Below are 24,451 nucleotides of genomic sequence, written 5' to 3' on the forward strand. Positions count from 1 at the left end.
TTTCAGTGCCATGGGGGCCGGTCGGCCCGCAGCCACCGGCAAGGCGCCGGTAGCCGCGGGCCGCGGGTATCACTTCATTTCGACGAAGCGGTAGGTCGCACCGGAAGCGGCAAGCGCTTCCTGGACGCGCGCCTGGTCGGCGGCGGCGCCGACGAACAGCACGATCACGTCCTTGAACGCGCCGGCCTTGGCATCCTTGAACGAATCGACGATGAGATCGCCCGTGAGCTTGGAGTCTGGACCGCCGAAGGCCAGCATGTTGCCCGGCAGCACGGTGCGCGCGACGACGGTGCGTACGTTCTCGAGCTGGTTGATGCGCTCGTCCTGCGCGGCCTGGTCTTCACCGGCCGGCACGAAATACATGTAGGGACGGCTCGAGGTCACGCCGGCCATGTTGCGCTTGACCACGTCGACGAGATAGGCCTTCCAGCCGGCCCGATCGCCCGCGGTCGTCGGCATCTTCACTTCGACCGCAACCGGTGCGGCTGCTTCTTCTTCCTTCTTGTCGCAGGCGGACAGGACCAGGACGGAAAGGAGCCCGAGAAGGGCGGCTTGCATCAACTTGCGCATGAGGATCACCTGCGTGGGAAAGAAGGAACGGTCAATTGCTGCGCCAGCGTTGGCGCAATGCCTGCTGCACGGCCGGATGCACGAAGCCCGAGACGTCGCCGCCGAGCCGCGCGATCTCGCGGACCAGCGAAGACGAAATGAAGCTGTACTGCTCCGCCGGTGTAAGGAACAAGGTTTCCGCCTCGGGTATCAGATGCCGGTTCATGCTCGCGAGCTGAAACTCGTACTCGAAATCCGATACCGCGCGGAGTCCGCGCAGGATCACGCCGGCACCGATCTCGCGCACGAAATCGGCTAGCAGCACCGAAAAGCCGCGCACTTCGACGTTGGGCAGGCCTGCCAGCGCCAGGCGCGCCAGACCGATGCGCTCGTCGAGGCTGAAGCAGGGCCCCTTGCTGGTGCTGTCGGCCACGCCGACGACGATCCGCTCGAACAGCGGCGCCGCGCGGCTGACAAGGTCGATATGACCGTTGGTGATGGGATCGAAGGTGCCGGGATAAACCGCAACGCGGGCCATCGCAAAGATACCGTCTGGGCTGGGATTTAACCGCCCAAGCTTAAGCCAAGCCCGCGTCGCGGCGATAGAGCGCGGCGTGTACGTCACCGGCGCGCGTCTCGCGGTGCAATACCCAATTCGACGGCAGCGCCGGCGCGGCCCCCGACGGCGCTTCGACGTAGACCAGGCCGGTCGTTGCCAGCAGACTGCGTCGCTCCAGCAGTTCCGCCGCAGCGCTCCACAATCCGGCGGCGAACGGCGGATCGAGAAAGACCAGATCGAAGCTCGGATCCTGCGCGTCGAGTGCGCCCAGCGCATCGTCGTTGATCACCCGGCTGCGCCCGTCCTGCTTGAGCCGCAGCAGGTTGGCGCGCAACGCCGCCACGAGCCCTGCGTCGCGTTCGCAGAACACCGCTTCGCGCGCACCGCGCGATAGCGCTTCCAGACCGAGCGCGCCGGTGCCAGCGAACAGGTCCAGCACACGCGCGCCGCCGACGTGGGCCGCCAGCCAATTGAACAGGGTTTCGCGTACGCGTTGTGGAGTCGGGCGCAAGCCCGGCCGATCCGGCACATCGATGCGGGAATTGCGCAAGTGGCCGCCGATGATACGGATCTTGCCGGGCGCTGCTGGCACGTTGGGGGATTCCGGTCGCCGCCGCGGCGGGAGGCGCCGCGGGTCGGTGGTAGCATGGCCGGATATTCTCGATGAATTCCCTTGCCTCATGTTCAAGTTCTGGAAGAAGACGCCCAAGCCGGCCCAACCGCCGGTGCCGGCGGAGCCGGATGCAGTTGCCGACGCGAACGCCATCGATCAGTTGCCGGGCACTGCACCGGCCGGCCCGGCCGAAACTGCACCGGCCGTGCTCGAAGCCATCGACATGGCGCCTACAGTCGCCGAGCTTGCAGTTGCTGAGCTTGCAGCACCGGCCGCTGCGACCGAATCGCTGCTCGCCGAGCCTGTCGCCGAAGCCGCCGCAATCGCCGCCAGCGCTCCCGCGAAAAAGACCTGGCGCGAACGCCTCTCCGCCAGTTCCTTCGCGCGCAACCTCGGCAGCCTGTTCTCGCGCAAGCCCAAGCTCGACGAAGCGCTGCTAGAAGAACTCGAAACCGCGCTGATCACCGCCGACGTCGGCGTCGCCGCCAGTACCGAACTCGTCGAGAACCTGCGCAAGCGCCTAAACAAACGTGAATTCGCCGATGCCGACCAGTTGCTCGCCGCGTTGCGTCAGGCGCTGATCGATCTGGTCACGCCGATCGCGAAACCGCTCGTCGTCGATACCGCGCACAAGCCCTTCGTCGTGTTGACCGTTGGTGTCAACGGCGTCGGCAAGACCACGACCATCGGCAAGCTCGCCCGGCGCTACAAGCAGCAGGGCCTGGACCTGATGCTCGCTGCCGGCGATACCTTCCGCGCCGCCGCGGTGGAACAGCTCAAGACCTGGGGCGAGCGCAACGGTGTGCCCGTGGTCGCGCAGGGCTCGGGCTCGGATGCGGCCAGTGTGATCTTCGACGCTCTGCAATCGGCGCGCTCGCGCGGCATGGACCTGCTGATCGCCGATACCGCCGGCCGCCTGCATACGCAGAGCGGACTCATGGACGAACTCGGCAAGATCCGCCGCGTGCTCGCGAAGCTCGATCCTCAGGCGCCGCACGAAGTTCTGCTCGTCATCGACGGCACCACGGGGCAGAACGCGATCAACCAGTTGCGCCAGTTCCGCGCCGCGATCGGCGTGACTGGACTGGTCGTGACCAAGCTCGACGGCACTGCCAAGGGTGGCGTCATCTTCGCGCTGGCCAAGGAATTCGGGCTGCCGGTGCGCTTCGTCGGTCTCGGCGAGAGCCTGGAAGATCTGCGCGAGTTCGACGCGGCCGCGTTCGTCGACGGCCTGCTGCCGCCGGCGCTGGGCGCCTGAATGCAAAGGGATTCATACGAAGAAGGGGGGGGGGTGGGGGGCGGGGGGCCGCCCGCGGGGGGGGGCCGACTCTCCCCACGTTTTTACAGCCGAGTGGGGGGGGGGGGGGGGGCTTGGCCCCCCCCCACGTCCGCTCACGCTTTCCGCCAGGGGGGCCAGCTTGGGCGCGAGCAGTGCCGTCGGACGCTCCATCCTGGTTTGTACCGACGGCCGCCGCATTATGCCTGCTCCGTGAATATCCATCAATCCACTTTTTTGCATAGATGCGATTGCGCCGCCCGCTGAAGATTGCAGCTTTGTTGCTGCTGGCCATCGTTGTCCTGGCCGCGCTGGTGTTGCGCCACTACGCCCAACCCGAGCGCGTCGCCGCGCTGCTGGCCGAGCAGGCGCGCACGCGGCTGGGCCTGGAACTTAAGTTCGAGCCGCTCGCGCGCTATTCGCTGTGGCCACGCCTGCGCCTGCAACTGCAGCAGCCACGCTTCACGCTGCCCGGCGAGACCGCCCCGCTGCTGACGCTCGAGCGCCTCGACGTGAGCCTGCCGTGGAGCAGCCTGCGCGACTCGAGTCTGGTGATCGAAGAACTGCAGCTGGAAACACCGCAGCTGGAACTGAGCGCACTGCAGCGCTGGCTGGACGCGAGCGACGACAATGCCGCGCCGCCCGACCTGCGCGTGCACCTCGTCGTCAACGACGCGACCCTGCTGCGCGACGGCAAGGCGGTGGCGCGCGGCGTCGACTTCGCTGGCGACATACATGCGCAGGATCTGCAACGCTGGTGGCAAGAGCTCGTACAGGCCGTGCCGACTGCCAGCGCGCTGCCGCCGCTGCCGGGCCGGGCACAGATCGAGTCCATCGAACTCGACGGCGTCACGCTCAAGGGCGTGCGCATCGAATCGACCCCGGCACGCACGCAGTGAGCGCCGCGGGCACCGACAGCAGCGGCTTCGCACCCGCCCTGCTCGCCTGGTACGACCGGCACGGCCGCAAGAGCCTGCCGTGGCAATCGCCGCGCACGCCGTATCGCGTCTGGCTGTCGGAGATCATGCTGCAGCAGACCCAGGTCGCGACCGTGATTGGCTACTTCCAGCGCTTCGTCGATGCGTTGCCCGACCTGCGCGCGCTGGCCGAAGCACCCGTGGATCAGGTGCTGGGCCTGTGGTCGGGCCTGGGTTACTACAGCCGCGCGCGCAACCTGCACAAAGCTGCAAGAGTCTGCGTCGAACGGCATGGCGGCGAGTTGCCACAGGATTTCGACGCGCTTGCCGCACTGCCGGGCATCGGACGCTCCACCGCGGGCGCGATACTCGCGCAGGCCTGGGGCCTGCGCCACGCAATCCTCGACGGCAACGTCAAGCGCGTGCTGAGCCGCTATCACGGCGTCGAAGGCTGGCCCGGCAGTACCGCCACGGCACGCACCTTGTGGCAGCACGCCGAGGACAATACGCCGCACGTGCGTATCGCCGACTACACCCAGGCCATCATGGATCTCGGCGCGACGCTGTGCGTGCGCAGCCGGCCGCGTTGCGGTGTCTGTCCGGCCGCGAGCAACTGCGTGGCGTTGCGCGACAAGCTCACCGCCCAATTGCCGGCGCGCAAGCCCGCCAAGGCCAGCCCGACGCGCACAACCTGCATGCTGATCCTGCGCGACCGCAACGATCGCGTGCTGCTGCAGCGACGTCCCGCCACGGGCGTCTGGGCGGAATTGTGGAGCCTGCCCGAAGCAGCGACGCCGGCCGAAGCAGCCAAGGTCGCGCACGCTACCGGCACGCAGTTCGACGCAATCGCGCCGCTGGCATCGTTCGTCCACGTTTTCAGCCACTATCGTCTCGACATCACGCCGCTGCTGGCGCGCGCGAAGCCCCTGCCGCAGGTCGCCGACCGCGACGATCTGCGCTGGTGCGGTGCCACGGAATTCCTGCAACTGGGACTTCCCGCGCCGGTGCGCCGGCTGCTGCAATCCTTGCCCGAGACCGACTGACTTTCAGCTACGCGCACCACGCGCCGGAGAACGCCATGACCCGCACCGTCCACTGCATCAAGCTCGGCCGCGACGCCGAAGGCCTCGCCTTCGCTCCCTGGCCCGGCGAACTCGGCAAGCGCGTCTTCGAATCCGTCTCCAAGGAAGCCTGGAGCCAATGGCTTGCCCATCAGACAATGCTCATCAACGAGAACCGCCTGTCACCGCTGGATCCGAAACACCGCGCCTTTCTGCAGGGCGAGATGGAGAAATATTTCTTCGGCGAAGGCTCCGCCGCGCCGGCGGGCTATGTCGCGCCGGAGGCCTGAAGCGCGCGCGCCGCGAACGCGAATGATCATGCAACCTTCGACATGGCAGGCACGGCGCCGATCCATTCCGCGGCTGACCTGGCAAGCGCGCGCGGCGACAAAGCGCCGCGCAACGCGCTACTTCGCCGCGTCCTTCCCGGCCCGGCGCGCTTCGCGCAACGCCTTGTAGTCGACGGCCTGGATCGAGGCGATATTGCACCGGTCCTTGCCCGCGACCACATGATCGAACTTGGCGCTGACGCGGTGATTGGTGGAACTCAGACCCACCGCCTTGGCCCAGGGCAGGTCGGTGCACGGCGGCAGCACCTTGATGAGCCAGGCCTTGTTGACTGCGGTCCAGACCACGACCGCCTCGGTGCCCAGGGATTCATAGCTCTGCAGGCGCCAGAACGGCATTTCGCCGACGGGTTCGCCGGCAAAGCGCTCGAATTCAGCCAGGCGCTCGCGTTCGCTATCGGTCATGGCCTGGGCCGGAACAGCCACAGCCAGCAGCATCAACGCCGCGGCACTCAGGGAGCGGATCGACATGGGTTACTCCTTGGAGGTTCGTCTCGCACATGGGGACGGACCGCGGGGGCTCCAGGGTCGCAGGCAGTGTTGCAGAACTTGATGAAGAAAAGTTCAGGTTGACGCCACGAGGGCTGCAACGGCGCATCAGTGTCCGACAGAACCGTTGTTCCGTCGCGGTTCGGCCAGGCAACAAGCGAGCTAACTGCGACGACGACGAGATCCGGCACCCTGCTCCGACGCAATCCACGCATCACTATCGTCGCAGCGGAACAGTGTCATCGACGCACGACTGGCTACTCCCCTTCACCCCACCCTCTCCCCGGCGCGTAAGCGCGTCGGGGAGAGGGAGCTTTCAGCCGCGCACCACACCTGCGGCGTTCTCCACTTGTTCGCGCTCATGGCCCGACAACCGGCCGGCCAGTTGCAGCAGCCGCTCGCGCACCGCCGCGTCGCCGGACAGACGCCGGGCGACTTCCACCAGCACGGCGCTGCATTCGAAGTCCGAACCGATGCCCGATGCCGCATCCAGCACCGCCAGCGCACCATCGCGCTCGAGCGTGCCCGCGCGCACCAGCGCGACGAGCGCCTCGCGCCGTTCGAAATCCGAACCCAGGCGCTTGGCCGTCTTCGCGTAAGGCACGGCGATCGTGTTCGTGTCGCCGGCCTTGCGTGCCACATGGCTCAGCAATTCGCGCAACTCGAAATCCGAACCGATGCCGCTGCCCGCCTCGATGACCTCGATCAGCGCCGCATCGTCGCGCGATTCGTCGAGCAGCGCGTCCAGACTGCGGCGGCGTTCGAAATCCGAGCCAGTCTCGGTCGCGGCCTTGAGCCAGGCCGCGCGCAACTCGCCGTCATTGGCTACGCGACTGGCGCTGTCGACGAGCAATTGCGAACGTTCGAAATCCGAACCGATATCCGCGACCGTCGCCATCACGGCCAGCCACTGCGTCCGCCCCACCTGCTGGCTCGCGAGCACCGCCGACAGCACCTGGCGCTTCTCGTAATCCGAGCCCATCTTCGAGACCTGCTGCAAGGCACGGTCGAGTTCCGCGCCGGCGAGCTTGCGCGTGCGCAGCAACTCGGCCAGATAGCGGCCCTTGGCGAAATCCGAGCGGATCAGCGCGACCTCGGCCAGCACCGCATCGGTACCGCCGCGCGCATGCAATCGCGACACGCGGCCCTCGACGTCGATCGCTGCCTCGCGCAGCAGTTGCGGCACGATGCGCGCGATCCACGCCTGGCCGTCGGCGTCGAGCGCCTGCTCCGTGCCGTTATGCCAGTAACGCACCTGCAGCGCGGTGCCTGTGCCCGTGTACTCGACCTTGCGCGTCTCGCGGCCCGCGGTTTCTTCCCAGGACGCGCGCGCGCCGCTGCCGAGCGATTCCAGCGCCGTGTCCTGTGCGTTGAAACGCACCTGTCCCGTGGATTCGTAGCGCAGGCGTCGACCGGTTTCGCCGAGCGTGATCGTCATGTCGCCATCGTGGCTATGTATCGACGTGCAGCTTCCGATCAGCACGTCGCAGTCGCCCTTGCGGGGTTTTGACGGCGCGGCTGGTGTAGCGGGTGCAGCGGGTGTAGCCGGCGTGGCGGGACGCGCGTCCGGCACGACCTCGCGCCCGGCGGCGACCGACTCCTGCACGACGAACGCCGGCACGGCGAGCGCCGCGATCAGCACGGCGGCGAGCGGCGCAAGACGCGCGCGCAGCGGAAGCGAAACGGAAGACATGGGAACTCCTTCGAGCAGACGCTCGGCACGTTGCAACAGGGGCGATCGCGGCGCGGCCATGGCCGCGGCGAGTGCCAGAAAAGACGAATCGAGACGGCGCTCGAGGCATTGCGCGAGACAGGCCGCGAGCGCGTGGCCGTCGCCGGTCGCGCGCGCCGCTGCGGCATCGCACTGCAGTTCCGCCAGCGCATCGAGGCGGCGCAGCGCCAGCGTCGCCAGCGGCAGCGGACACAGCACGCCACGCCATACCGCCAGCGCCACGCGCCATTGCGGATCGCGCCGCGCCAGATGCGACAGCTCGTGCGCCAGCAGCGCGCGACGCTGCGCGCGCGGCAGCGCCAAGGCCCAGTCCGGCACGACGATCACGCCGCCCGGCGTGGCCAGCGGACTGTCGATCCGCGCGCTGCGGCGCAGCGCCGGCGCGCGTTTCAATCCGAGATTCGCTGCGAGATCGGCGTTATCGTCCTGCCATTGCGTCGAGGCGACCGGCGACGATCCACCCACCAGGTAGCCTAGCGCGCGCGCCGCAAGCGCCACGCGCAATCCCGCAACGACGATAGCGACTAACCATGCACCCAGTAGCCACGGCAGCGCGGCGAAGACCGCTGCGCGCAGCGTCGCCATGAACTCGGCGGCCGCCGTGCGATCGGTTCCGGATGCGAGCGTCATCACGAGCGCAACGTCAGTCGATCTCATCGCCAGTGCATCCGGAGCCCGCAGCGCATCGCCCGACGCGGCGTTCAGCGCGGGCTCCGCAAACGGCGACGAAACGGCGGCCGCCGAGCCAGCCGACTGTGCCGCACGAAGGTGCTCCGGCGCATCGGCAGGAACACTTGTGCGTGATATTTCGCTGCGATTGTTCGCCCGATCCCACGTGCTTCGAACCGGACCGCCTTCCGCGTGCGTCTCTGCGGCGCTTCCGTCGCGCGCCAACGATGCGTCGGCGCCCGCCGATTCCCGCGATGCCACGGCATTGCCCGTGCGCGCCATCGATACCGGCATGTCCGCGCCCGTACCTTGCACCATCGCGTTCGTCGCCACCGCGACGCGCAGCAACGGCAACGCCGCCGGTGCCAGCAACACCTGCAACAGCGCGCTCGCGACGCTGCCCAGCACTGCGCTGCGCCAGAGGTATTCCCGCGCCGCGACACTGCGCACCCAACCCAGCCGCTCGACACTCCATGCCACCGCCAGGAACACGCCCGCGTGCACCAACAGCGTCAACAGCACGATCGCCACGATCTCACTCATGGTCGCGTCCCCCGCGCGCCAGCTGCTTGCGCAGCTTCTCCAGATCACCGGGTGCAATCTCCGCCTCGTCCACCAGATGCGACACCAGCGCCCGCGCGTCGCCGCCGAACAGGCTGCCGAGCAGCTCCGACACCATCGACCGCCGCACCTCGGGCTCGCTGACCCGCGCCTGGTAATAGACCTGCCGCGCATCGCGCCGCAGCGACACCACGCCGCGCTTCTCCAGCCGCGTCAGCATCGTCGCCACCGTCGTGTGCTTGATGCCGCGCTCACCCGCCAGCACCTCGGCGACCTCCGCCGTACTGCTTTCGCCGCGCGCCCATAGCACGCGCATCAGCGCAATCTGCAGGTCGCTGAGCACCACATCCTGAGGTTTCGTCGTCATGCCCAGTCCGGATCTACATTTGTCGTACTACAGTTGTAGTAGACCACTGCGCATGGCGCAACGGGCCGGAAGTCATGGCGGGAGACAGAGAGGGGCGAGCAGCGGGAACGCCAGGCCCTGTCGATCGGCATGCTCGTAAGGCACAGCGGGGACCTCACGCTGGCAACTGAGCAGTTGGCGACAGCTCATACCCACGCGACGGCGCTATCAGGCACGGCATTCGTTGCCGGCCAAGACGTCTATCCGCGGACTGTCTGCGGAACGCAGACATACGGCGCCCGCCTGATCAATTTCTGCCCAACCAAAATCCGCGCTTGACTCCGCCTGCCCGCCCCGATTTAATACGCGGCCTTCCCGCTGCGACCGTTCTGGTCGCACGCAGCAACACCTCAGGCCGGGTAGCTCAGTTGGTAGAGCAGGGGATTGAAAATCCCCGTGTCGGCGGTTCGATTCCGTCCCCGGCCACCATTTAATCAAGCACTTGCGTCACGTCTCGCTGCCGAACCCGGGTTGTGGCTCCCCTGTGGTTCCCCAGCCATCGAGTAACGCGGCAAGTCGATCCATGCGATAGGCTTTGTTCCATGACGAGCCCTCCGTACACAGATCCACTTTTGTCGGCGGTTGCGGAGTTCCCGCGGCCGCTGCTTCTGACGGAGAAGGATGTGGCCGCACTGCTGCGCTGTTCGACGCGGCTGCTGCAGCAATGGCGCGCTGATGGCGTATCGCCACCGACGTGGATGGCACTGGGTCCGAAGCTCGTTCGTTATCCGGCCGCCGCGCTCATCGCGTGGATCAACGACGGTGCCGGAACGTCGAAAGCGCCGCGATCGACCGCTGCCGCTACGGTAGCCCCCGTGACGGATGGGTTGTTCGCGCCCGATTGGGCCGGCGCAGGCTTCAGCGAGCCGCCGTTCCGCGGCGGGCGGCAACCTAAGGTCCGCCACACGTCGTTCATGGGGCTGCTTAGCGCAGGGCTGCCCGACGACGAATGGTTGTTCGTCGTCCGCGGCGCTTCCGGCCGCCCGATTGAGTTCGTCGAATCGCTGCAGCATGACCGCAGCGACGACGACGAGGTGGTGTGGCTTCGGCTGGACGAATACCTCGTGGCGGCAAAGCGGGCAGCAGACGCCGCCGCCGCCAGCGTCGTGGCGGGTGAACTGGACCGTGCCGTGCCAAAAGCTGTTCAACGGAGTCGGAAAGATCCGCTCTGACGCCACCGGCCGTCTCACCCATCGCTTCCGCACCCTCCGGCGCAAGACCAGCGGGCTGCCCCAGAGCCAGGGACCGGAATCTGCAACCACTGGATCTACGATCTGAGCTTCTCGCGCGCTTGCTGCTGCTTACCTTCCTCTAACGCTGGAGGGGGTAGTGGCAGGAGGCCGGCCGTGTCCTAAGACGTCCCCCTGCGCGTCGACGCCGCCGCCCCCCCCCTTCGTCGGCCTTTCAAAAAAAAATCTCCTGGCGACCAGCATGAAACGGCCCCTCGAGCGTTCTGCGACCGCTGGGGAGATACGAGCCTTCAACGGCCGCCCCTTCTCAGTAGCCCGGCATCCACCGGGCTGGACAACAGAGGAGGTTCTATATGTTTTCGAACGGCGAGATGAAAACGGCGCGGACGGTCCTTCACGTGGTGGGCGAAATGGGCTACGAGGCGGGCGACCGTATCCATCTGGGCGAACTCAGAGCCCGGACACCGGCCGGGATCGACTTCAACCTTGCTTTTTTCGTGGTCGGTTATGAGCTGCGGTGGTATCGGCCGGCTTGCGTACCGGATCACGCGATGGGCTGGCACGACACTGTCCAGGACGACTGGTATTTCACTGAGAACGGCGAACTGGCTCTGTCCTAGCCAAGGCCGATCGTGATTCAGGCACGGGGCGTCGTTAGGCGCCTCGTGCTTGAACGGACTACGCCGTGCTGGGCTGCCGTCAGGACTCGCCGGGGCAGGCACACTGACGCACTGACGCGCCGGATCGTCTGGCCGTTAGCGTTGAACCGTTTTCGTGAGAGTTTTTTCCCTATTGCGGCAGAAGTGGCGTAGTTCAAACTGGCGCGGGAAATCCTCATGAAACGAGACGACGGCTCCAGCGCCCCGTTGCGCCGCCGCGCTTGGCCTGACGGCTGCACCGCTGGGCGCGAATCCTGCGGGAGCGGTCGTCGAAGCGTCGCCCGTGCAGCAGATCCTGAGTCTGTCGAACGACGGACAAGCGTGGTTCGGCAGGCGTGTAGGGAACGGCGCTGGCGATCTGTGTCACGTCCAACGAATAGCGGCATCAACCGGATCGCGCGCCACGGCATGGACGGCTTCCCCCGTGCGGCCCTCGCCGATGGACACGCAGACGTCCGGCCCGAGCAAAACGGCTTCGCACGGTGGGGCCGATCGATGACGTTGCACCCATTGCGGCAAGAAACCACGACCGGTCGACACGAGAAGGATCGATGCGAGTGAACGACCAACGGAAATCGAGGCGGCGTCTGAGCTACGTCCTTGCAGCGACAGCGGCCGGAGTCGTGGTCCTCGTGGTTGTCGCGCTGGTTCTTGTTCGAGTTTTCTTCATCAAGACCTACCACATTCCACAGAACGGCATGTATCCCGGCCTGCCGTCGGGGAGCTTTCTCTTCGCGTTGAAACGGCCTTACGCCTATCCCGAAAGCGTCCGACGGGGCGACATCGTAATTTTCCGTCGAGACGAAGAGACGGGTTCGTATCTGTACATCTGGCGGGTGATCGGCCTGCCGGGCGACACCATTCAAACGTCAGGCTGGGGCCTAAGGGTCAATGGCCACGTCGTCCAACGATGGCGCGACGGCGAAAGGGACGGCAAGTCCATTTTCTACGAACAAGTCGGCGAGGCGTCCTACAAGATCGCGCTCGATGAGTCGCCGACTCATGAGCCTCCCGATGTCTCTACCACCGTCCCTGCCGGACATTTTTTCGTGATGGGGGACAATCGATTCGAAGCGAAGGACAGCCGGTATTTTGGCGCCATCCCGTTCGACTCGATCGTAGGAAAGAAATTGCGATGATGCGTCACTCCGGCGGTGCAACCACCGCACCCTGAACGCACTCATCTGCGACCGATCGATCCTTGGCGGGCGGATCCTGGATGCCGCCGATCCGAGAAGAACGAGAGAGAGCTCGCAAGCCACGGTAAGCGGCTGTCGGCCGGCCGTTGCCCCACTGCCTGACGTCCTACATGAGGGTGCGAGCGGGGGTCGGTCATGAGCCAGAGAGGTGGTTTCGATGGACAAGTTCGTAGCTGGCATGACGGTCAACGAGCGCCTGGCGCACTTTGGGCTCGTTGAGGTCTTCGATGCCGCGCTCGGCTCGCGCGATTACTTGGCGGTTGTTTCCGTTTTGCAGCAGGCACAACTCACGGACGAGCAGGCGTTTGAGACGGCGACGGCCGTTCTAGCAAACTCGGCCTGAAATCATCCGCTCGAACCTGCCGCAGCGACCGAGTCGTTTCGTGGAACGAGCGCGGGAGGACCGTCGGCGTTCCATACGGCCGTCCTGGATGGTTGCAGGACGTTCGAAGCGCTACCACGGGCTCGGAAGAACGTCGCCAGGCGATCAGAAATAACAAGGCTGCGTACTTGGCAGCCGCGCTTCCGGTGAGGCGACCGGCCCGTGTCCCTTTCAGTCCTCGCCCGGTTCCATGATCGTGGCCACCGGCTCGCCTTGATCGCCCGGCCCGACGTGCAGGTCCAGCTGGGTTCGCGCCGGCAGCTCCCCTCCTCGCGGGACCACGAAGAGTTCGAAGGCGATTCGACCCCGCTCACCCTGCCGCGCAGCGGCCCGGGCAGCCACCCCGGCCATGAACACCAGATCCCACAGCCGTCCGCTCTCGTCCTGGATGGCCGCTTCGGTCTCCGGCCATTCGACGCATTCGGCCCAGGCCGCAGCCGTGACCGCAACGGGGATCCGGAAACCGGCTTCCCGGGCGCGTTCGGTGACGTCGATCAGCACGCCATCGTCGAGGGCCTCGCGGCGGGTGTAGGTGTGGATGACGTCGTGATCGGTGAACATGCTTCGCTCCTTCCTTCGTGGTCCGGTCCCCGGGCATCGGGGTCCCGATGACCCGGATGGGAACCACCCGCCCGGAGGGAGGCGCGGTCAGGGGAGCGGCGGCGGAACGCCGGCGCAGGGCCACGGCTGGCTCGGGCTGGAGCGAACGCAGAGAGCGACGACTCGGGCCGGGGGCCGGCCCTTGACCGGAGAAGCCGAGCGTGAGGGCTGCTTGTCCTTCAGCTTATTTGACGTATACTTATCAGCATGAACACATATGAAAAGCGTTTGGCTTCAAGAACCTGCCCCATCGGCGCAGACTTCGACGAGTGGGCGGCAAAGCTTATTCGGGAACACCATGCGCCTGATAGTCGGAAAATGTCGACGGAAGACAGCAGAGCGTTTGTGCAAGCACGCATCCAGCAAGCTGTTGCGGAGCTACCTCAAGTCGAGGTGACGCAAAAAATGGCCGCTAAGCCACTCAGGCCTTAGTAGCCGAGAACTCAACATGGAAGTGAGATGGAGTGATGAAGCGACTGAGACACTAGCTGCGCGTTGCGCGCACGCAGTCACGTATTATTTCTCGAAATCCGGCGACGTTGGATTCGCTCAAGCCCAGGCGGAGAGTCTTGACAAAGAGTTTAGAGTTTTTGCGGAGACATTAGTAAATATGCCGGGGAAATTTTTATTTTATGCGCATAAAGGCAACCCTGGCTGCCATAAAAGTCCAAGCTTCAAAGGCATGGTGTTTATCTATTCGATCGAAACTACTCCTTTCGGGGTAGAGTATATTTGGGTATGGGATTTGCTTTTGCCCCACCAGATTGAGCTTGTGTAGATCGTCGTTTCGGCGCACAACGTTAGACCCTGACTTGTCAGCCGATAGAACATGTCAACCTTCGTCAGCGCTTCTGAAAGAACCGCGTTTAGCTTTCGATTAGTTATAGCTGCTCGTGCCAATCAGGTTCGGAGTTAGCCTCAGCGGTAGATAAATTGGCACCCTGCGGCAGGCAGCGCTTTTCTATGCCTTGGACATTACGAAGCCTTTGGCTACGAGCTCGTCAATAGTGCGCGGTGACCAATGCCCACAGCAGTCCGCTCCATTCAGTTTGCGGTTTAGTCGCTCGATGACTTTTTCGTCATCCGCCTTTTCGAACTGAATAGATACCCCCAAAACAAAGTCAGTGGCCGCCCTGCAGAGGCGATCAGCGGCTACGGTCTAGCTTGATTGATCCGTGGGCAATCGCCCCTCGGGATCGAAGACGCCCAGCCGATCTGCAGACGTCAACGAATCCGTATACACCACGAGGTTCACACGCTCAGCGCGGCACGATGGGTAAAGCAGACCGACGCCGCCAGCATTCTGAACCCATCGCTCAGCACCCAACTGGCCGGCTCGCGCCCGGGGAAGCCGGGGCGGTTCACGCTTGCAGCCGCAGAGCTTCTTCACCACTGGTGAATACTTCTGCGTAAGCAATTTGGACTGGATCGGAATGCCCAGGATCAGCTTGAGCGGTGCTGGACGAATTGGTTCGGTCGCGTCAAACAGTCAACGCGCTTGCTCTGACGACTGCCCTTGTAGACATCGGCGTAGCTCTCGCCGAGAGTGCGGCGTATTTTTTCTGCTTTTGGATGAGGCCTATACAGGACAAATCCGCCCCCGGATCAAGCCAGGCATGGTTTCGCTGGCGAAGCTCTCTACAAACGTTCTGGCCTGGGTCGAGGGACCTTCCCCGGGGAGGGATTGACTGCGTCTATGCCTCGCGGCCCGGGAGCACCCTGCGGACCCTGGCTCCCTGCTGGGCCAGCTGGGCCTTGGGAGCCGGGCGGACCGCGGAGCAACTCTCGCAATTTCGCATTCGATTCGAGGGATTGTAGCAATGCCGTATCGCTTGACGCCGGCGGTACCAGAAACGTACTTGCTGCAGCCAGAAAGAACAGCGCACCCACGAAGTTCATTGCCGCGCGATGAGCGACTGCCATCGCCGTAACTTTGATGTTGGTAACAGTCACGTTGTGCTGCAGCGTACGCAACAAAGTGACGATGCGCTCCCGCAACCACGTCTCTTTCGAGCCTTCAAGACGTGGCAGGAAATCTTTCACCGTATCAGAGTAGTAACCTCTACGTGCCTGACCAATCAAGGCCCAGACAATCGCCACACAAAGCTGCAACACCAAGTAAAGAGCCGCTGCACCCACCACCCACCGCCCCACTCCCGCGAGCTTGAGCGTACCTGCTGCCTGACTCACGATCAGCCCGATCACGACGGTACCGGCAATTGAGGCCAAGCCAACCATGGTCGACAGCCGAGAATCCACGTTGCCGCGACGTCCTTCGTCAGCATTGAGCAACCCTACCAAGCCGGCAACCACGTGCTCCAGGGCCTCTGGTTCGGCGTGCTTGATTCGTTCTTCGACCACCTTCAGCTCTTGATCACGCCTGCGCTTTTCTTCATCCACGTCGTTCTTGCCCGAATAAGCAAACGGCACGATAAAATCGCCGAGCTCTTCTCTGAAAGCTTTCTTCGTCAACACGCGGAACAGAAGCAATCCCGCAACGATGATGAGAATTACAGACGTGTCCATTTCTAGTCCCTCGCAAGCCATGCGGCCACAGCCGACGAGATACCGAAATCCAGCTGGTCATCCAGCCACAGCCATTGGCCACTGGGATTGACCTCTAGAAAAACGTACTCGTTTGACGGAGTCAGGACGAGGTCGACACAGCCGAACGAAAGCCCCAGTCGCTCCATCAGATCCAGAACACGGTCCGATACTTCAACGGGCAGATCAAGTCGGGAGTGGGGCAACAGAGGGTTGTCCGTCCGTCGCCAATCAACTACTGCGGCTGGATCGGTCTGCGAGTGAATAGCCGCCGAGAACAGGCGCCTACCCACGCACGTGACGCGCACATCGTAGCGTTTAGGAACAAGCTCTTGATAGATGGAAGGTGTCCATTTCGCGGAGTCCAGCGTCGACAGATGCTCCTCGGCGATGAGCGAGGTGAAGATGGAGAACTCGTCATCGCCTTCCTTGAAGTACCCGGATCGAACCGGTTTGACAATCAGAGGGCCAAAATCAACGTACGCTTGCCGTATGGCAACTGGATCGTTGGACACAATCGTCCGGGGAATCCTAAAGCCAGCATCTTGGGCAACACGAAGTTGAAAGGGCTTGAGTTCTGCTTGCCAAACCGCGGAAGGATGACTCATCCATCTTACGCTTTGCCCGCAGAGCCCTCCGAGCAATGCTGCGCGATTCTCTCGAAGGCAAAAATCGTAGATACCAGCGTCCATGGATTCAGGCCGCGTAGGGGAACGCAGACGCCGATACCAAATTGATACCGGAGAAACGGCGGTCGCTCCAAAACTGAGGCCTTCGTTTCTAGCTGCTTGGTAGTCGAGCGTCAATGAGCGGTCGAACGGATAATCCTCCGTGTTCACCCGGTGATGGCGTATGCCGCGCTCGGCCAGTGAGTTCACGACGGCATCGGTCGCAACGTCGACGACCGTGCTGATGATGAGAACAGCCGGCTCAGGCATCGTCGGTTGTTTCTTGAGCCACTCTCGTAAATCGCGTACCAGCTTCGACTTGGCTAGAGGTCTCCGCGGCATCTATCCACGACACACCATCGAAAATCTGCGACACCTGGCGCTTCTCGTCATACCGAAGTATCTGGCCGCGGCCAGTTGGGATCGAACAAGCATATCTCATCAGGAACGGCCGTATCGGGGCTTCATGTGTCATCGGTGGTCTCTCTGGACACCTTGGTGACTCTTGTCTCGGACGACACCGGTTCACGATGCGAGCTGCGCTCCGCGGTGGCCGGCATATTGTCGGTGTCGTCGGCAAGTTCGTCCGTCAGGTAACCACGACCTGACCCGCTCGAAGCTCCGTGGCGTGCGGGAACAGCCCGCCCGTGTGCCATGATGAAAGGACGACCTGTCTGCGTTGTCTCAGGTGTCATCGGTGGTTTCTCGTTTCACCTCCGTAAGCTGAGTTTGTCGACCACGAAAATGCCCCATTGCATCGCGCTCGACAGCAGCAGGCAGTTCATCACCAACGGACTGTTGGTCGTCTCCCAACAAAGCCGTCGGTAAGACGAGCATCGCCTCTCTTGCAACCAACGGAACGATTTTCATCACTTCAGTTCCCCCTGCTTTCTACGAACATCGAACACAAAAGAACGGGCGCAATCTGCCTGCAATGGTCAACACATATGTCTTCTGTCCAGACCACCGCGACACCGTCGGTCGAAGATTCCGACAGGCCTAAAATACCAAGATTCTTGCTCGCAAGCTCACGCCTGGAAAAATATCAACAACGCCTTAATTCAGCAAAGTGAATTTCGTCCAAGCGCTCGCGTGTTGGAAGCCGCCACGCCGAGGCCTCGCCTCTCGCAAGCTACCATTGGCGCTACTGGGTTTTTGCACCGCTGAACGACTCACCTGGTCGCTCATCGAGCGAATGCTTTTGTTTTTCTGATGTTTCTGACGTCCTTGGTGGAGATTCAGCCCTGAACGGACCGTTCGACTGCCATTGATTGCCGGGCAACCTGTGAAAATGCGGCTCAGGATCAGTTCGTACAGATGGGCGAGAGCCGCGCCTCCACGAGTCTTTGCGAGAACTGCGACGCCACGATGGCCACCTGCGGACTATGTCTGAAACATGTGCCGAAGCTTGCGAGGTCGCACCTTTTTCCTCGCGCGCTCGGCACTGCTCTCTTAGCGGAAGGTCCGCTGGCCAAACTAGCAACCGGCCCGCAGGGCAGAATCAGCAAGTCGCCCGACCTCGGCTACGTACGTGTTGTCTGCAAGCAATGCGAGGCAAGTTCTCAGTTAGCCGACGAAGAACTAATTCGGTTTTCTCGCTACGTGGAGGCGGCACGGTCTGCGGCCGGTGAAGGCGTATCACACCAGATCATCGAAGTGCCGTCCGACACTTCGCTCCTGCACCGTGCTTGCGTGCAAATGCTCTTCCGAACGCACCTTTCCGACCGACCTGAGCATCGAGAGATTCGGCTCGATGGAAGGGCTGAGTCGATCCGACTGTGCCTTTTGGCGTCAGGTGACACATGGGCAACCGGAATCCAAGCCTGCATTATCAGCAGGGTCGACCTACTTGGGCAGGGCGTGCTCTCGCCGTTGAATGTATTCATTGACGACCGTCCGTTCTTTGCTTTCTTCGCGCCCGGGTTGGAAATCTACATGAGTAACGGACAGCTACGGCTCCCCTATGCCTTTCGAAAAGTTCGCCTTACTAAAAGCACAACCGTTACCGTTGTGCCCGCGACCACAGCATCATTTCAAATGGAGCGGATCGCGCGAGCCCTTGAAGACAGTGGAGGCATGTCAGCGTTGGACGGGTATTTTCAAGCGATGGGAAAGAAGAGTCGGTAGGTTAGCCACGTGCCCTGTTACTCATGCCAATCCAGGCGATCGGCGCTCTCGTCCTCGCGCCGCGCCTGATCGTCGTAGGTTTCGGCCATGCCCACGAGCAGCTTCGCCGTTCGCGGGTGCTCATCCTCTATACCCTTGGCCCAAGCCCGATACTTGGCAGCTTCCCGACGTTCCAAAGCACCACCGTCACGGGGCATCCGGGTCGTAACGCCCCGCCGGTTGTGCTTGCCGGTTAGGAAACCGCTGACAAGGCGGGCTATGGCGTGATCCCGCTCGAGGAGGTTCCTCACCGTTTCCGCCGGCCAGTGGCCGTCCGCGCCCATCGGCGAAGTCGACAGCACCAAACCGAAGCGACCGTTGGCCGCGTCTTCTCTACCCGCAACCTTGGCCATGGTTCTGACCTCGGCGATCCATGCATCAAGAGCGTGGCCATCGATGGTCCCGTCTTCCTTGCTGCCCGGGATTCGATTCCATATCTCGAACAGACGGTAGGCTTGATCCCTGATAGTTCTTGCGTGATCGAGGTCCGGTGGTTCGGGGTCAACAACCCCGCTCTCTTCGCTCGCCTTGAACGTCGCCGTTAAAAGCTCCACGAAGAAAGCAGGTTGTTCCGACAGTTTTTTCATCAGCGCACTCGGGGGCCGCTGGGAGTGTTCCAAAAGCGGCAGGTAGCGCCACTCCAGTCCAGCGATCACGTCCCGGCTCACGTCATCCCGGTGGTCCAGCGCTTTTAGAATCCGAACTACTCCGCCTTGAATCCGCGACAGATCGTTCCTCGCATCGTCCTCTTCCGGCAGCGGCGCCACCGCTGCGTTCAGGAGCTCTACGAGGAGATCGGAAGGCAACCTGACCTCATCGGCACATCGCGCGACGAGGATATGTCGTGCGAACCCCATGGCAATCGAGGTGCGAATAATGTGGGCAGCCTCGTCCGGGTCGTCGCTGCGCCACGAATAAGGAGCCTGCCGCCAGTAAGCGCGTTCCGGCTCCCCACCGACGTGTGCAGCCTGGTCCCAGACCCAGCGCTCCGTGGGAAGGGCGCACAAGACGATTACTAAGGCGCGGTCGTTCCAGCCTTCCGCCTGCGCGCGCACCAACAGGTCCATGGACCACGATTGTCCTCGTTCGCGATGCGACGTGAAGACCAAACCACGACCGACCAGCTGTTCCTTCGCGTCGTCACTTCGAACCGTGGCTTCGATCAGAGCCAAAACGTCGCGCTCCGGCAATCCGATTTCCGCAAGGGCCTTCCCCACGTAGGCAGGGACTTCCGTTCGCCTCGCCAGTTTGAGCAGCGCCTCAAGACCGCGCTGCGCATGGAGTGCGCGCGCCGCGTCCTGCCGGGCAGCGTCGATTGCGCGCCTCTCTACGTCCCAGCGGATTTCGGGATCGGCGTCGAACGTGGGTAGATGCGCGCCTTCGCTGAACAGCCATGCCAAGCGGTCGATAAGATCCTCTGGCGTGAACCGTCCGTAGACCCTATCCATCCTCACAAGGAACAATTCCGGGAGCGACCACTCCGCACCAGGGGATCGCCGGTGGTGGTGCAGCACCTCCCGTAGCTTGGCCCAGATGACCGAGCGTTCGGCAAGGTCATGAATCTGAGGCTCGGCCGCATCCAGCGCATCGAGCAACCCGTTCGGATCCGGCCACAGATCCGAAACGCGGTCGAGCAGTTGTGACCAGCGATCGGCTTGTAGCCCTACGTGAGTCAGCAGGCGACCACTGACCTCAGTGCACCCCTGCACGATCAGGTCGTCCGTGTTTTCCTCAGTTTCACCGGACGCGTCGCGCCAACGCAGCTTCGCTGTGGGACTGGCCATCGTCGAGGATCCGCGCGGCAGGATCCTGAGCATTAACTTCCACGCAGCGTCCGGCTGGCGCTCCGCCATTTTGTCCAGGATCTTCAGGCGCTGACTCAGCGGCGCTTCGGTATGCGGCAGCGGGATCAGATAAATGGTTCCCAGGCTGTGCCCAGGCCCATTCACCAGCCGTCGCGGCTGTATGTCGAGCGCGTCGAGGCGCGCCAGCACATGGCTCACTCGGGAGAGCCAGGCCGGCGACCACGCCAGAGATTCCAGCCCCCACATCAAAACCGAGAGGTGCTCGGTGCCGCCCAGAGCTTTCTTGTCGCGGCCGAAAAGTACGCCGACCGGTGGGTCATCCTGGTCCAGGCTGTGCTCGACGGCGTCCAGGAACGCCTCAGGCGCCGCCTCCGCCAACGGCCGAAAGTCTCCTGAGAGCGACCACCATCGCTTTGCGTCGGCGCCGTGCAGCAGTTTGCGGACGATGGTCCGAGGACGGCCAGCCGCGTCGGAAACGGTCGGGATGCGTGCACCCCAGACCGCAAGAGACACAAGGACATCGCCGATCCCTCGACGCATCAGGGCCGAATGAAGCGGTTGGATGTTATGCAGGGCTGCCTGCCAACGCTCATCGGGAGCCATCTCGAAGCGAGGGTCCATCGCCCCCAGCACGGCATACGTAGCGCTTTCGAATCGGTCGAGATCCGCCTTGGTTAGCCGAGGCGCAAGCAACGTCCACGCGTCGCGGGGCGACGCCACACGCCACAGTGAACCGATCCTCTGCAACGGCGCGTCCAACCCGTCGATGTAGGGGCTCAGCTCCGCAACGACGGCATCGTAGGGCGCGCCGGCCAGCGCGGCGAGGCACGCTCGGTCGGCTTCGTTCTCCTCGTGCCATCCGCCCACCAGCAGAGCGGCTAGCAACGCGCGGGGCGGTCGATCCGCCCATGAAGGCCGGCGCCCCGGCGCGCCGGGAAGTAAACGGCGCAGGACCGTCAGACTTCGAGCCGAATCCCGCGCCAAGTTTCGCGCTCGGTCGTAGGAAAAACCAGCGTCTTCTAAGGCGCTGGAAATGCCGTCGCGTGAGGGCCGGGCGAGAACTCGAGTTGTGTCCGTGCCCTCCCATCGCTCGTCGTGAGCCTGAAGGATGTAATGACCTCGCCGCGCCAAGGTTTGAGCCACTCCTGACTCGGGCTCCATCATCACCAGAATCAGAGGGGCCGGAGCCGTCCGGAGCTCCCGCGCAGCTTCGACCGTTGTCACCACCAGGCAACGCGTCCGGTAGGCCTCCTGAACTCCCTCCGGGAGCTCCTGGAGCGCGGCGTGGAAGAAGGCGACGACCTCTGCGGCAGTGGTCGCTTGAAGATTGAGGACGACCGGTGGACCACGAAGCCAACGGAGCACCGCTGCAGCATCCTGGTCTCGGTCGCTGAGCACCAGGTCCTCGGTCAACGGGGTGGCCGTCGCCTCGGACCATTCTTCCCATACCTCAACCAGTTCGAGCGTGCCTGGCGGACGCTTGCCGATCGCGCAGGCCAGCCAAAGACCGACTGCGTGCGTCTGCTCGATCCAGTGAATCAGATCCGTCGCGTCGTACGCCTGAACGTCCCGCCATTGGTTTTCCTGCCGGCGCGCCTTGACCCAGGCCTCTTTCGTCGTCCAGTGCCGAGGGGTCACGAACACGAATGTTGAGCTAGCCGGCTCCGGCGCTGCTGGCGGCTTGGTCCGCTTCTTGTAGTCCCCATTGGCCTTAGAAGTGATTCTGTCGCTCTGGGTGCCGATTTCCCATGCAGCCTCCCCCTTCGGCACGTAGTTGCTGCCCGTGTCTGTCGAGGTGTAGCCGTCCAAGCCGGGATGCCAGGTGGCCTCCTCGGACGGAAACCGAAGACGAACGGCCGCCCCATGGGTCGCCCGAACCAGAGACAGGATCAACTTGGGAAATCGACCTGTGCCTTCAGGGCCATCCGCCCACGAAGCAAGATCCTTGGCGGTCATCCATGCGTGCGGCATGCCGGGCTCGTCCGATCCCACCAACCCAGGGACCGGCGGGCCGACAACCGTTCCGTTGGCCAGAATCTCTATCCCAGCGTGTTCAAGCGCCTCCCACACTTTCCGGCCGCTGTCGCCGAGGCGCCCTCGCCCGCGCTCGAAGTCAGCGATCGCAGAAACGCGCAGGCCAGCGGCCTTCGCCAAGTCCTCCCGCGACCAGGCGAGCAGCGCCCGCGCGGTGCGGACAGCCCTCGGGATCAGGTTTGTCAGGTCAGGAACCTTGTCGCTCATGCAGCACAGACCTCATCGCATGCCGGCTCATTCATAGCCGAGGCACCGCAGACCGCCGGCTGAACCATCGGATGCAGCGCTAGCTTAGGGCGTGCCGAGCAGATCCGCCTCTGCCGCTGTTTGCTCCTCATGCCAGGTCTGCCAAACCGCTTGTTCGGCCTTGAAGGTTTCGGCACAAACCAAGCGAGGACGAATCAGATCAACGTCCTCTGTATCTCGAACGAAAATGTAGCGATCAGCGTGCTGGATGATGATCTTTCGCATCATTTGCGCCAATCCCGGATCCACCGTGGTGCCTCTCAGCGGCGATCGCTCTCCAACGGTGGCGAACAGAAGATGCTTTGGGCTGAGGGGCAACAAGAGGTTGCCGTTTTTGACGCCCCACCCACCGCGGAAGTCATAGCGGGCCGCATCGACGAAGCTGAGGCGCACAAAGGGGCTGTCGCTCGTAGGCCAGGAAACACCAGGCGGCGCGTGAAGAATCGTCCAGCGGTGGCGAGAGATTTTCTCGATGGTTTCCGTCAAGTGGTGCCTTATGGACCACAGCCACGACTTTCTGCCGACAATCGTTGTCGCCCTTATAGTGCCGCTGCCGTCCTCGTTCGTAGTGATCGAAACGTTCAACGGAAATGGATTGGCGGCGAGCGGGGAAGAAGTAGATGCCACCCGAACTCCGCGGCTGGCGGCGTCCGCCATCATGGTGACGGCTTCTTGAACCGCCTCGTCCAAGAGCGCTGGCAACGACTCTTTTTGTCGAGCGAGAAACTCCTTAAGCCGGGCAGGCGTTCGCACGTCCTGGGCCACGGCGAAGCGGACCAACCGTTCCCAGTGCTCCGGAGTCAACCGTTGTTCTCGGACGACTCGATCAAGTGCTTCTTCGGCGGGGCTTTCGAACTCATCGGCCAACCAGCGCTCGAACTCGTCCGTTTCACCACCGGCGGCGTAATAGGTGTAAAGATGCCGGTGGAACGCGATGCTCTTCGGCGAGTGCGCCTTCCACAACGGGTAGTTTTCGTGCGGGACCAGCAGCCGATAGGTGAGCACCTTGCCCTCGTGCCCCGCGTGAGCCCACCGCTTGAGGTAAAGCTGGGGAACGTAGTGGTTGTCTCGATGGATCTGCTGCATCGTGGCACCGGGATATGTCGAAGGAAGCCGATAAAAGCACCGGTGCAAGGAGACTTCGGCGATGGCACAAATCTACCCAGTGTCGCTGCGTCCCAGTGATGCCAGAAAACTACAGGATTACGGTCTGATCGAGCGCGACCTGGCTGAGTGCGTAGAGCTTTGCCAGATGGCTTCCGAGGCGCCTGGGGATCTGCTGTGGAAAGCGCTCTGGGTCGCGGCGATCGTTGCCTATTGCCGTTGCTTCTGTGGGCCTCGATCCACCAGCCTGGACCACCGTGAGGTGCTGCGAGAACCTGATGAGCGGGCGGCCCACCGGCGCATCAACCGCATGCGAAACAACTACGCCGCCCACGCCGGATACGACCTGACGGTCGGGCGGGCAACGGTGACGGTGATGCTGGAGGACGGAAAGCCGCCGCAAATCGCGCATGCTCGCCCAGTTTGGACGGGGCAATGGGCCGCAAGGCTTGGGAATGACGAAGTCGGCCGCCTCGCCCACCTAGCCGAAATGGCGCTCCATCACGTGCGCGGGCTGATGGAGGCGGAGGCGATCCGGCTGGAACCGATTGTTTTGGCCATGCCGGTGTCGATGCTGTTGCCGAATCGCATGCCGCAGATCGTTCCGATGACGGTTCGCGATCCTGGCGAAAGGAAAGATTGATCGGCGTCCATCCACAGAAATGACGTACGACT

The 24,451-nt window shown here is 63.5% G+C and carries 23 protein-coding genes and 1 tRNA gene; 12 read left to right on the plus strand and 12 right to left on the minus strand.

The genetic code is table 11. From position 1 onward, the window contains the following. Positions 1-69 precede the first annotated feature (69 nt). From RUU78_RS00760 to rsmD, 3 genes are read right to left on the minus strand one after another with little or no spacing between them, the layout of a single operon-like run. The gene (locus tag RUU78_RS00760) at positions 70-570 is read right to left on the minus strand and encodes a hypothetical protein (RefSeq protein ID WP_313912688.1); all 501 of its coding nucleotides are present in this window, start codon (positions 568-570) and stop codon (positions 70-72) included. Between the two features lie 31 nt (positions 571-601). Beyond that, positions 602-1,087, minus strand: a complete 486-nt coding sequence (coaD, locus tag RUU78_RS00765; protein ID WP_313912690.1) for a pantetheine-phosphate adenylyltransferase — start codon at positions 1,085-1,087, stop codon at positions 602-604. 40 nt (positions 1,088-1,127) lie between these two features. Beyond that, positions 1,128-1,700 carry a 16S rRNA (guanine(966)-N(2))-methyltransferase RsmD gene (gene rsmD, locus RUU78_RS00770; protein ID WP_313912692.1) on the minus strand — a complete coding sequence of 191 codons (573 nt, stop codon included), beginning with the start codon at positions 1,698-1,700 and terminating at the stop codon, positions 1,128-1,130. Between the two features lie 88 nt (positions 1,701-1,788). Between rsmD and ftsY the strand changes: the two genes are divergently transcribed. The 4 genes from ftsY (at position 1,789) to RUU78_RS00790 (ending at position 5,265) form a co-directional block, all read left to right on the plus strand. After that, positions 1,789-2,979 carry a signal recognition particle-docking protein FtsY gene (gene ftsY / locus RUU78_RS00775; protein ID WP_313912693.1) on the plus strand — a complete coding sequence of 397 codons (1,191 nt, stop codon included), beginning with the start codon at positions 1,789-1,791 and terminating at the stop codon, positions 2,977-2,979. A gap of 263 nt (positions 2,980-3,242) precedes the next feature. Further along, positions 3,243-3,896 (plus strand): AsmA family protein, encoded by a 654-nt coding sequence (locus RUU78_RS00780; RefSeq protein ID WP_313912695.1) that lies wholly within the window; start codon positions 3,243-3,245, stop codon positions 3,894-3,896. Continuing rightward, positions 3,893-4,957 carry an A/G-specific adenine glycosylase gene (gene mutY / locus RUU78_RS00785; RefSeq protein WP_313912697.1) on the plus strand — a complete coding sequence of 355 codons (1,065 nt, stop codon included), beginning with the start codon at positions 3,893-3,895 and terminating at the stop codon, positions 4,955-4,957. The genes RUU78_RS00780 and mutY overlap by 4 nt, the downstream gene beginning before the upstream one ends. Before the next feature lie 35 nt (positions 4,958-4,992). Next, positions 4,993-5,265, plus strand: a complete 273-nt coding sequence (locus RUU78_RS00790; RefSeq protein WP_313912698.1) for an oxidative damage protection protein — start codon at positions 4,993-4,995, stop codon at positions 5,263-5,265. A gap of 117 nt (positions 5,266-5,382) precedes the next feature. Here RUU78_RS00790 and RUU78_RS00795 read toward each other — a convergent pair whose 3' ends face one another. The 3 genes from RUU78_RS00795 to RUU78_RS00805 all read right to left on the minus strand — a co-directional run bounded on the left by RUU78_RS00795 (position 5,383) and on the right by RUU78_RS00805 (position 9,116). After that, positions 5,383-5,793 (minus strand): DUF6491 family protein, encoded by a 411-nt coding sequence (locus RUU78_RS00795; protein WP_313912700.1) that lies wholly within the window; start codon positions 5,791-5,793, stop codon positions 5,383-5,385. 334 nt (positions 5,794-6,127) lie between these two features. After that, on the minus strand, positions 6,128-8,755 hold the full coding sequence (locus RUU78_RS00800; protein WP_313912702.1) for a M56 family metallopeptidase: 2,628 nt from the start codon (positions 8,753-8,755) through the stop codon (positions 6,128-6,130). Further along, the gene (locus tag RUU78_RS00805; protein ID WP_313912704.1) at positions 8,748-9,116 is read right to left on the minus strand and encodes a BlaI/MecI/CopY family transcriptional regulator; all 369 of its coding nucleotides are present in this window, start codon (positions 9,114-9,116) and stop codon (positions 8,748-8,750) included. The genes RUU78_RS00800 and RUU78_RS00805 overlap by 8 nt, the downstream gene beginning before the upstream one ends. Before the next feature lie 416 nt (positions 9,117-9,532). Here RUU78_RS00805 and RUU78_RS00810 point away from each other — a divergent pair. From RUU78_RS00810 to RUU78_RS00830, 5 genes are all read left to right on the plus strand, one after another. Continuing rightward, positions 9,533-9,608 (plus strand) — tRNA-Phe (locus RUU78_RS00810). A gap of 194 nt (positions 9,609-9,802) precedes the next feature. Next, positions 9,803-10,351 carry a hypothetical protein gene (locus RUU78_RS00815; RefSeq protein ID WP_313912706.1) on the plus strand — a complete coding sequence of 183 codons (549 nt, stop codon included), beginning with the start codon at positions 9,803-9,805 and terminating at the stop codon, positions 10,349-10,351. A gap of 371 nt (positions 10,352-10,722) precedes the next feature. Next, positions 10,723-10,989, plus strand: coding sequence for a hypothetical protein (locus RUU78_RS00820; protein WP_313912708.1), 267 nt, complete (start codon positions 10,723-10,725; stop codon positions 10,987-10,989). Between the two features lie 596 nt (positions 10,990-11,585). After that, positions 11,586-12,167, plus strand: a complete 582-nt coding sequence (lepB, locus tag RUU78_RS00825; protein WP_313912710.1) for a signal peptidase I — start codon at positions 11,586-11,588, stop codon at positions 12,165-12,167. A 217-nt stretch (positions 12,168-12,384) separates the two neighbouring features. Further along, the gene (locus RUU78_RS00830; protein ID WP_313912712.1) at positions 12,385-12,570 is read left to right on the plus strand and encodes a hypothetical protein; all 186 of its coding nucleotides are present in this window, start codon (positions 12,385-12,387) and stop codon (positions 12,568-12,570) included. 210 nt (positions 12,571-12,780) lie between these two features. Here the strand turns inward: RUU78_RS00830 and RUU78_RS00835 are convergent, their stop codons facing one another. Further along, a complete protein-coding gene (locus RUU78_RS00835; RefSeq protein ID WP_313912714.1) occupies positions 12,781-13,170 on the minus strand; it encodes a DUF6573 family protein in 390 nt (129 codons plus the stop codon). A gap of 487 nt (positions 13,171-13,657) precedes the next feature. Between RUU78_RS00835 and RUU78_RS00840 the strand changes: the two genes are divergently transcribed. Beyond that, the gene (locus tag RUU78_RS00840) at positions 13,658-13,987 is read left to right on the plus strand and encodes a hypothetical protein (protein WP_313912716.1); all 330 of its coding nucleotides are present in this window, start codon (positions 13,658-13,660) and stop codon (positions 13,985-13,987) included. Positions 13,988-14,847: 860 nt separating this feature from the next. Here RUU78_RS00840 and RUU78_RS00845 read toward each other — a convergent pair. From RUU78_RS00845 to RUU78_RS00855, 3 genes are all read right to left on the minus strand, one after another. Then, positions 14,848-15,735: a collagen-like protein gene (locus RUU78_RS00845; RefSeq protein ID WP_313912718.1), complete on the minus strand. Its 888-nt coding sequence runs from the start codon at positions 15,733-15,735 to the stop codon at positions 14,848-14,850. Positions 15,736-15,737: 2 nt separating this feature from the next. Then, complete coding sequence (locus RUU78_RS00850; RefSeq protein WP_313912720.1) at positions 15,738-16,691, minus strand: MvdC/MvdD family ATP grasp protein; 954 nt, start codon at positions 16,689-16,691, stop codon at positions 15,738-15,740. Between the two features lie 414 nt (positions 16,692-17,105). Continuing rightward, positions 17,106-17,291 (minus strand): hypothetical protein, encoded by a 186-nt coding sequence (locus tag RUU78_RS00855; RefSeq protein WP_313912722.1) that lies wholly within the window; start codon positions 17,289-17,291, stop codon positions 17,106-17,108. Between the two features lie 447 nt (positions 17,292-17,738). On the opposite strand from RUU78_RS00855, the gene RUU78_RS00860 reads away from it, so the two are divergent. Further along, the gene (locus RUU78_RS00860) at positions 17,739-18,548 is read left to right on the plus strand and encodes a hypothetical protein (protein ID WP_313912725.1); all 810 of its coding nucleotides are present in this window, start codon (positions 17,739-17,741) and stop codon (positions 18,546-18,548) included. 17 nt (positions 18,549-18,565) lie between these two features. Here RUU78_RS00860 and RUU78_RS00865 read toward each other — a convergent pair whose 3' ends face one another. After that, positions 18,566-22,633, minus strand: a complete 4,068-nt coding sequence (locus tag RUU78_RS00865; RefSeq protein WP_313912727.1) for a hypothetical protein — start codon at positions 22,631-22,633, stop codon at positions 18,566-18,568. Between the two features lie 84 nt (positions 22,634-22,717). Then, complete coding sequence (locus RUU78_RS00870) at positions 22,718-23,758, minus strand: DUF4238 domain-containing protein (protein WP_313912729.1); 1,041 nt, start codon at positions 23,756-23,758, stop codon at positions 22,718-22,720. A 61-nt stretch (positions 23,759-23,819) separates the two neighbouring features. Here RUU78_RS00870 and RUU78_RS00875 point away from each other — a divergent pair, with 61 nt between their 5' ends. After that, positions 23,820-24,419 carry a hypothetical protein gene (locus RUU78_RS00875; RefSeq protein ID WP_313912731.1) on the plus strand — a complete coding sequence of 200 codons (600 nt, stop codon included), beginning with the start codon at positions 23,820-23,822 and terminating at the stop codon, positions 24,417-24,419. Positions 24,420-24,451 lie beyond the last annotated feature (32 nt).

It is taken from the genome of Tahibacter sp., assembly GCF_032229445.1.
Classification (GTDB): domain Bacteria; phylum Pseudomonadota; class Gammaproteobacteria; order Xanthomonadales; family Rhodanobacteraceae; genus Tahibacter.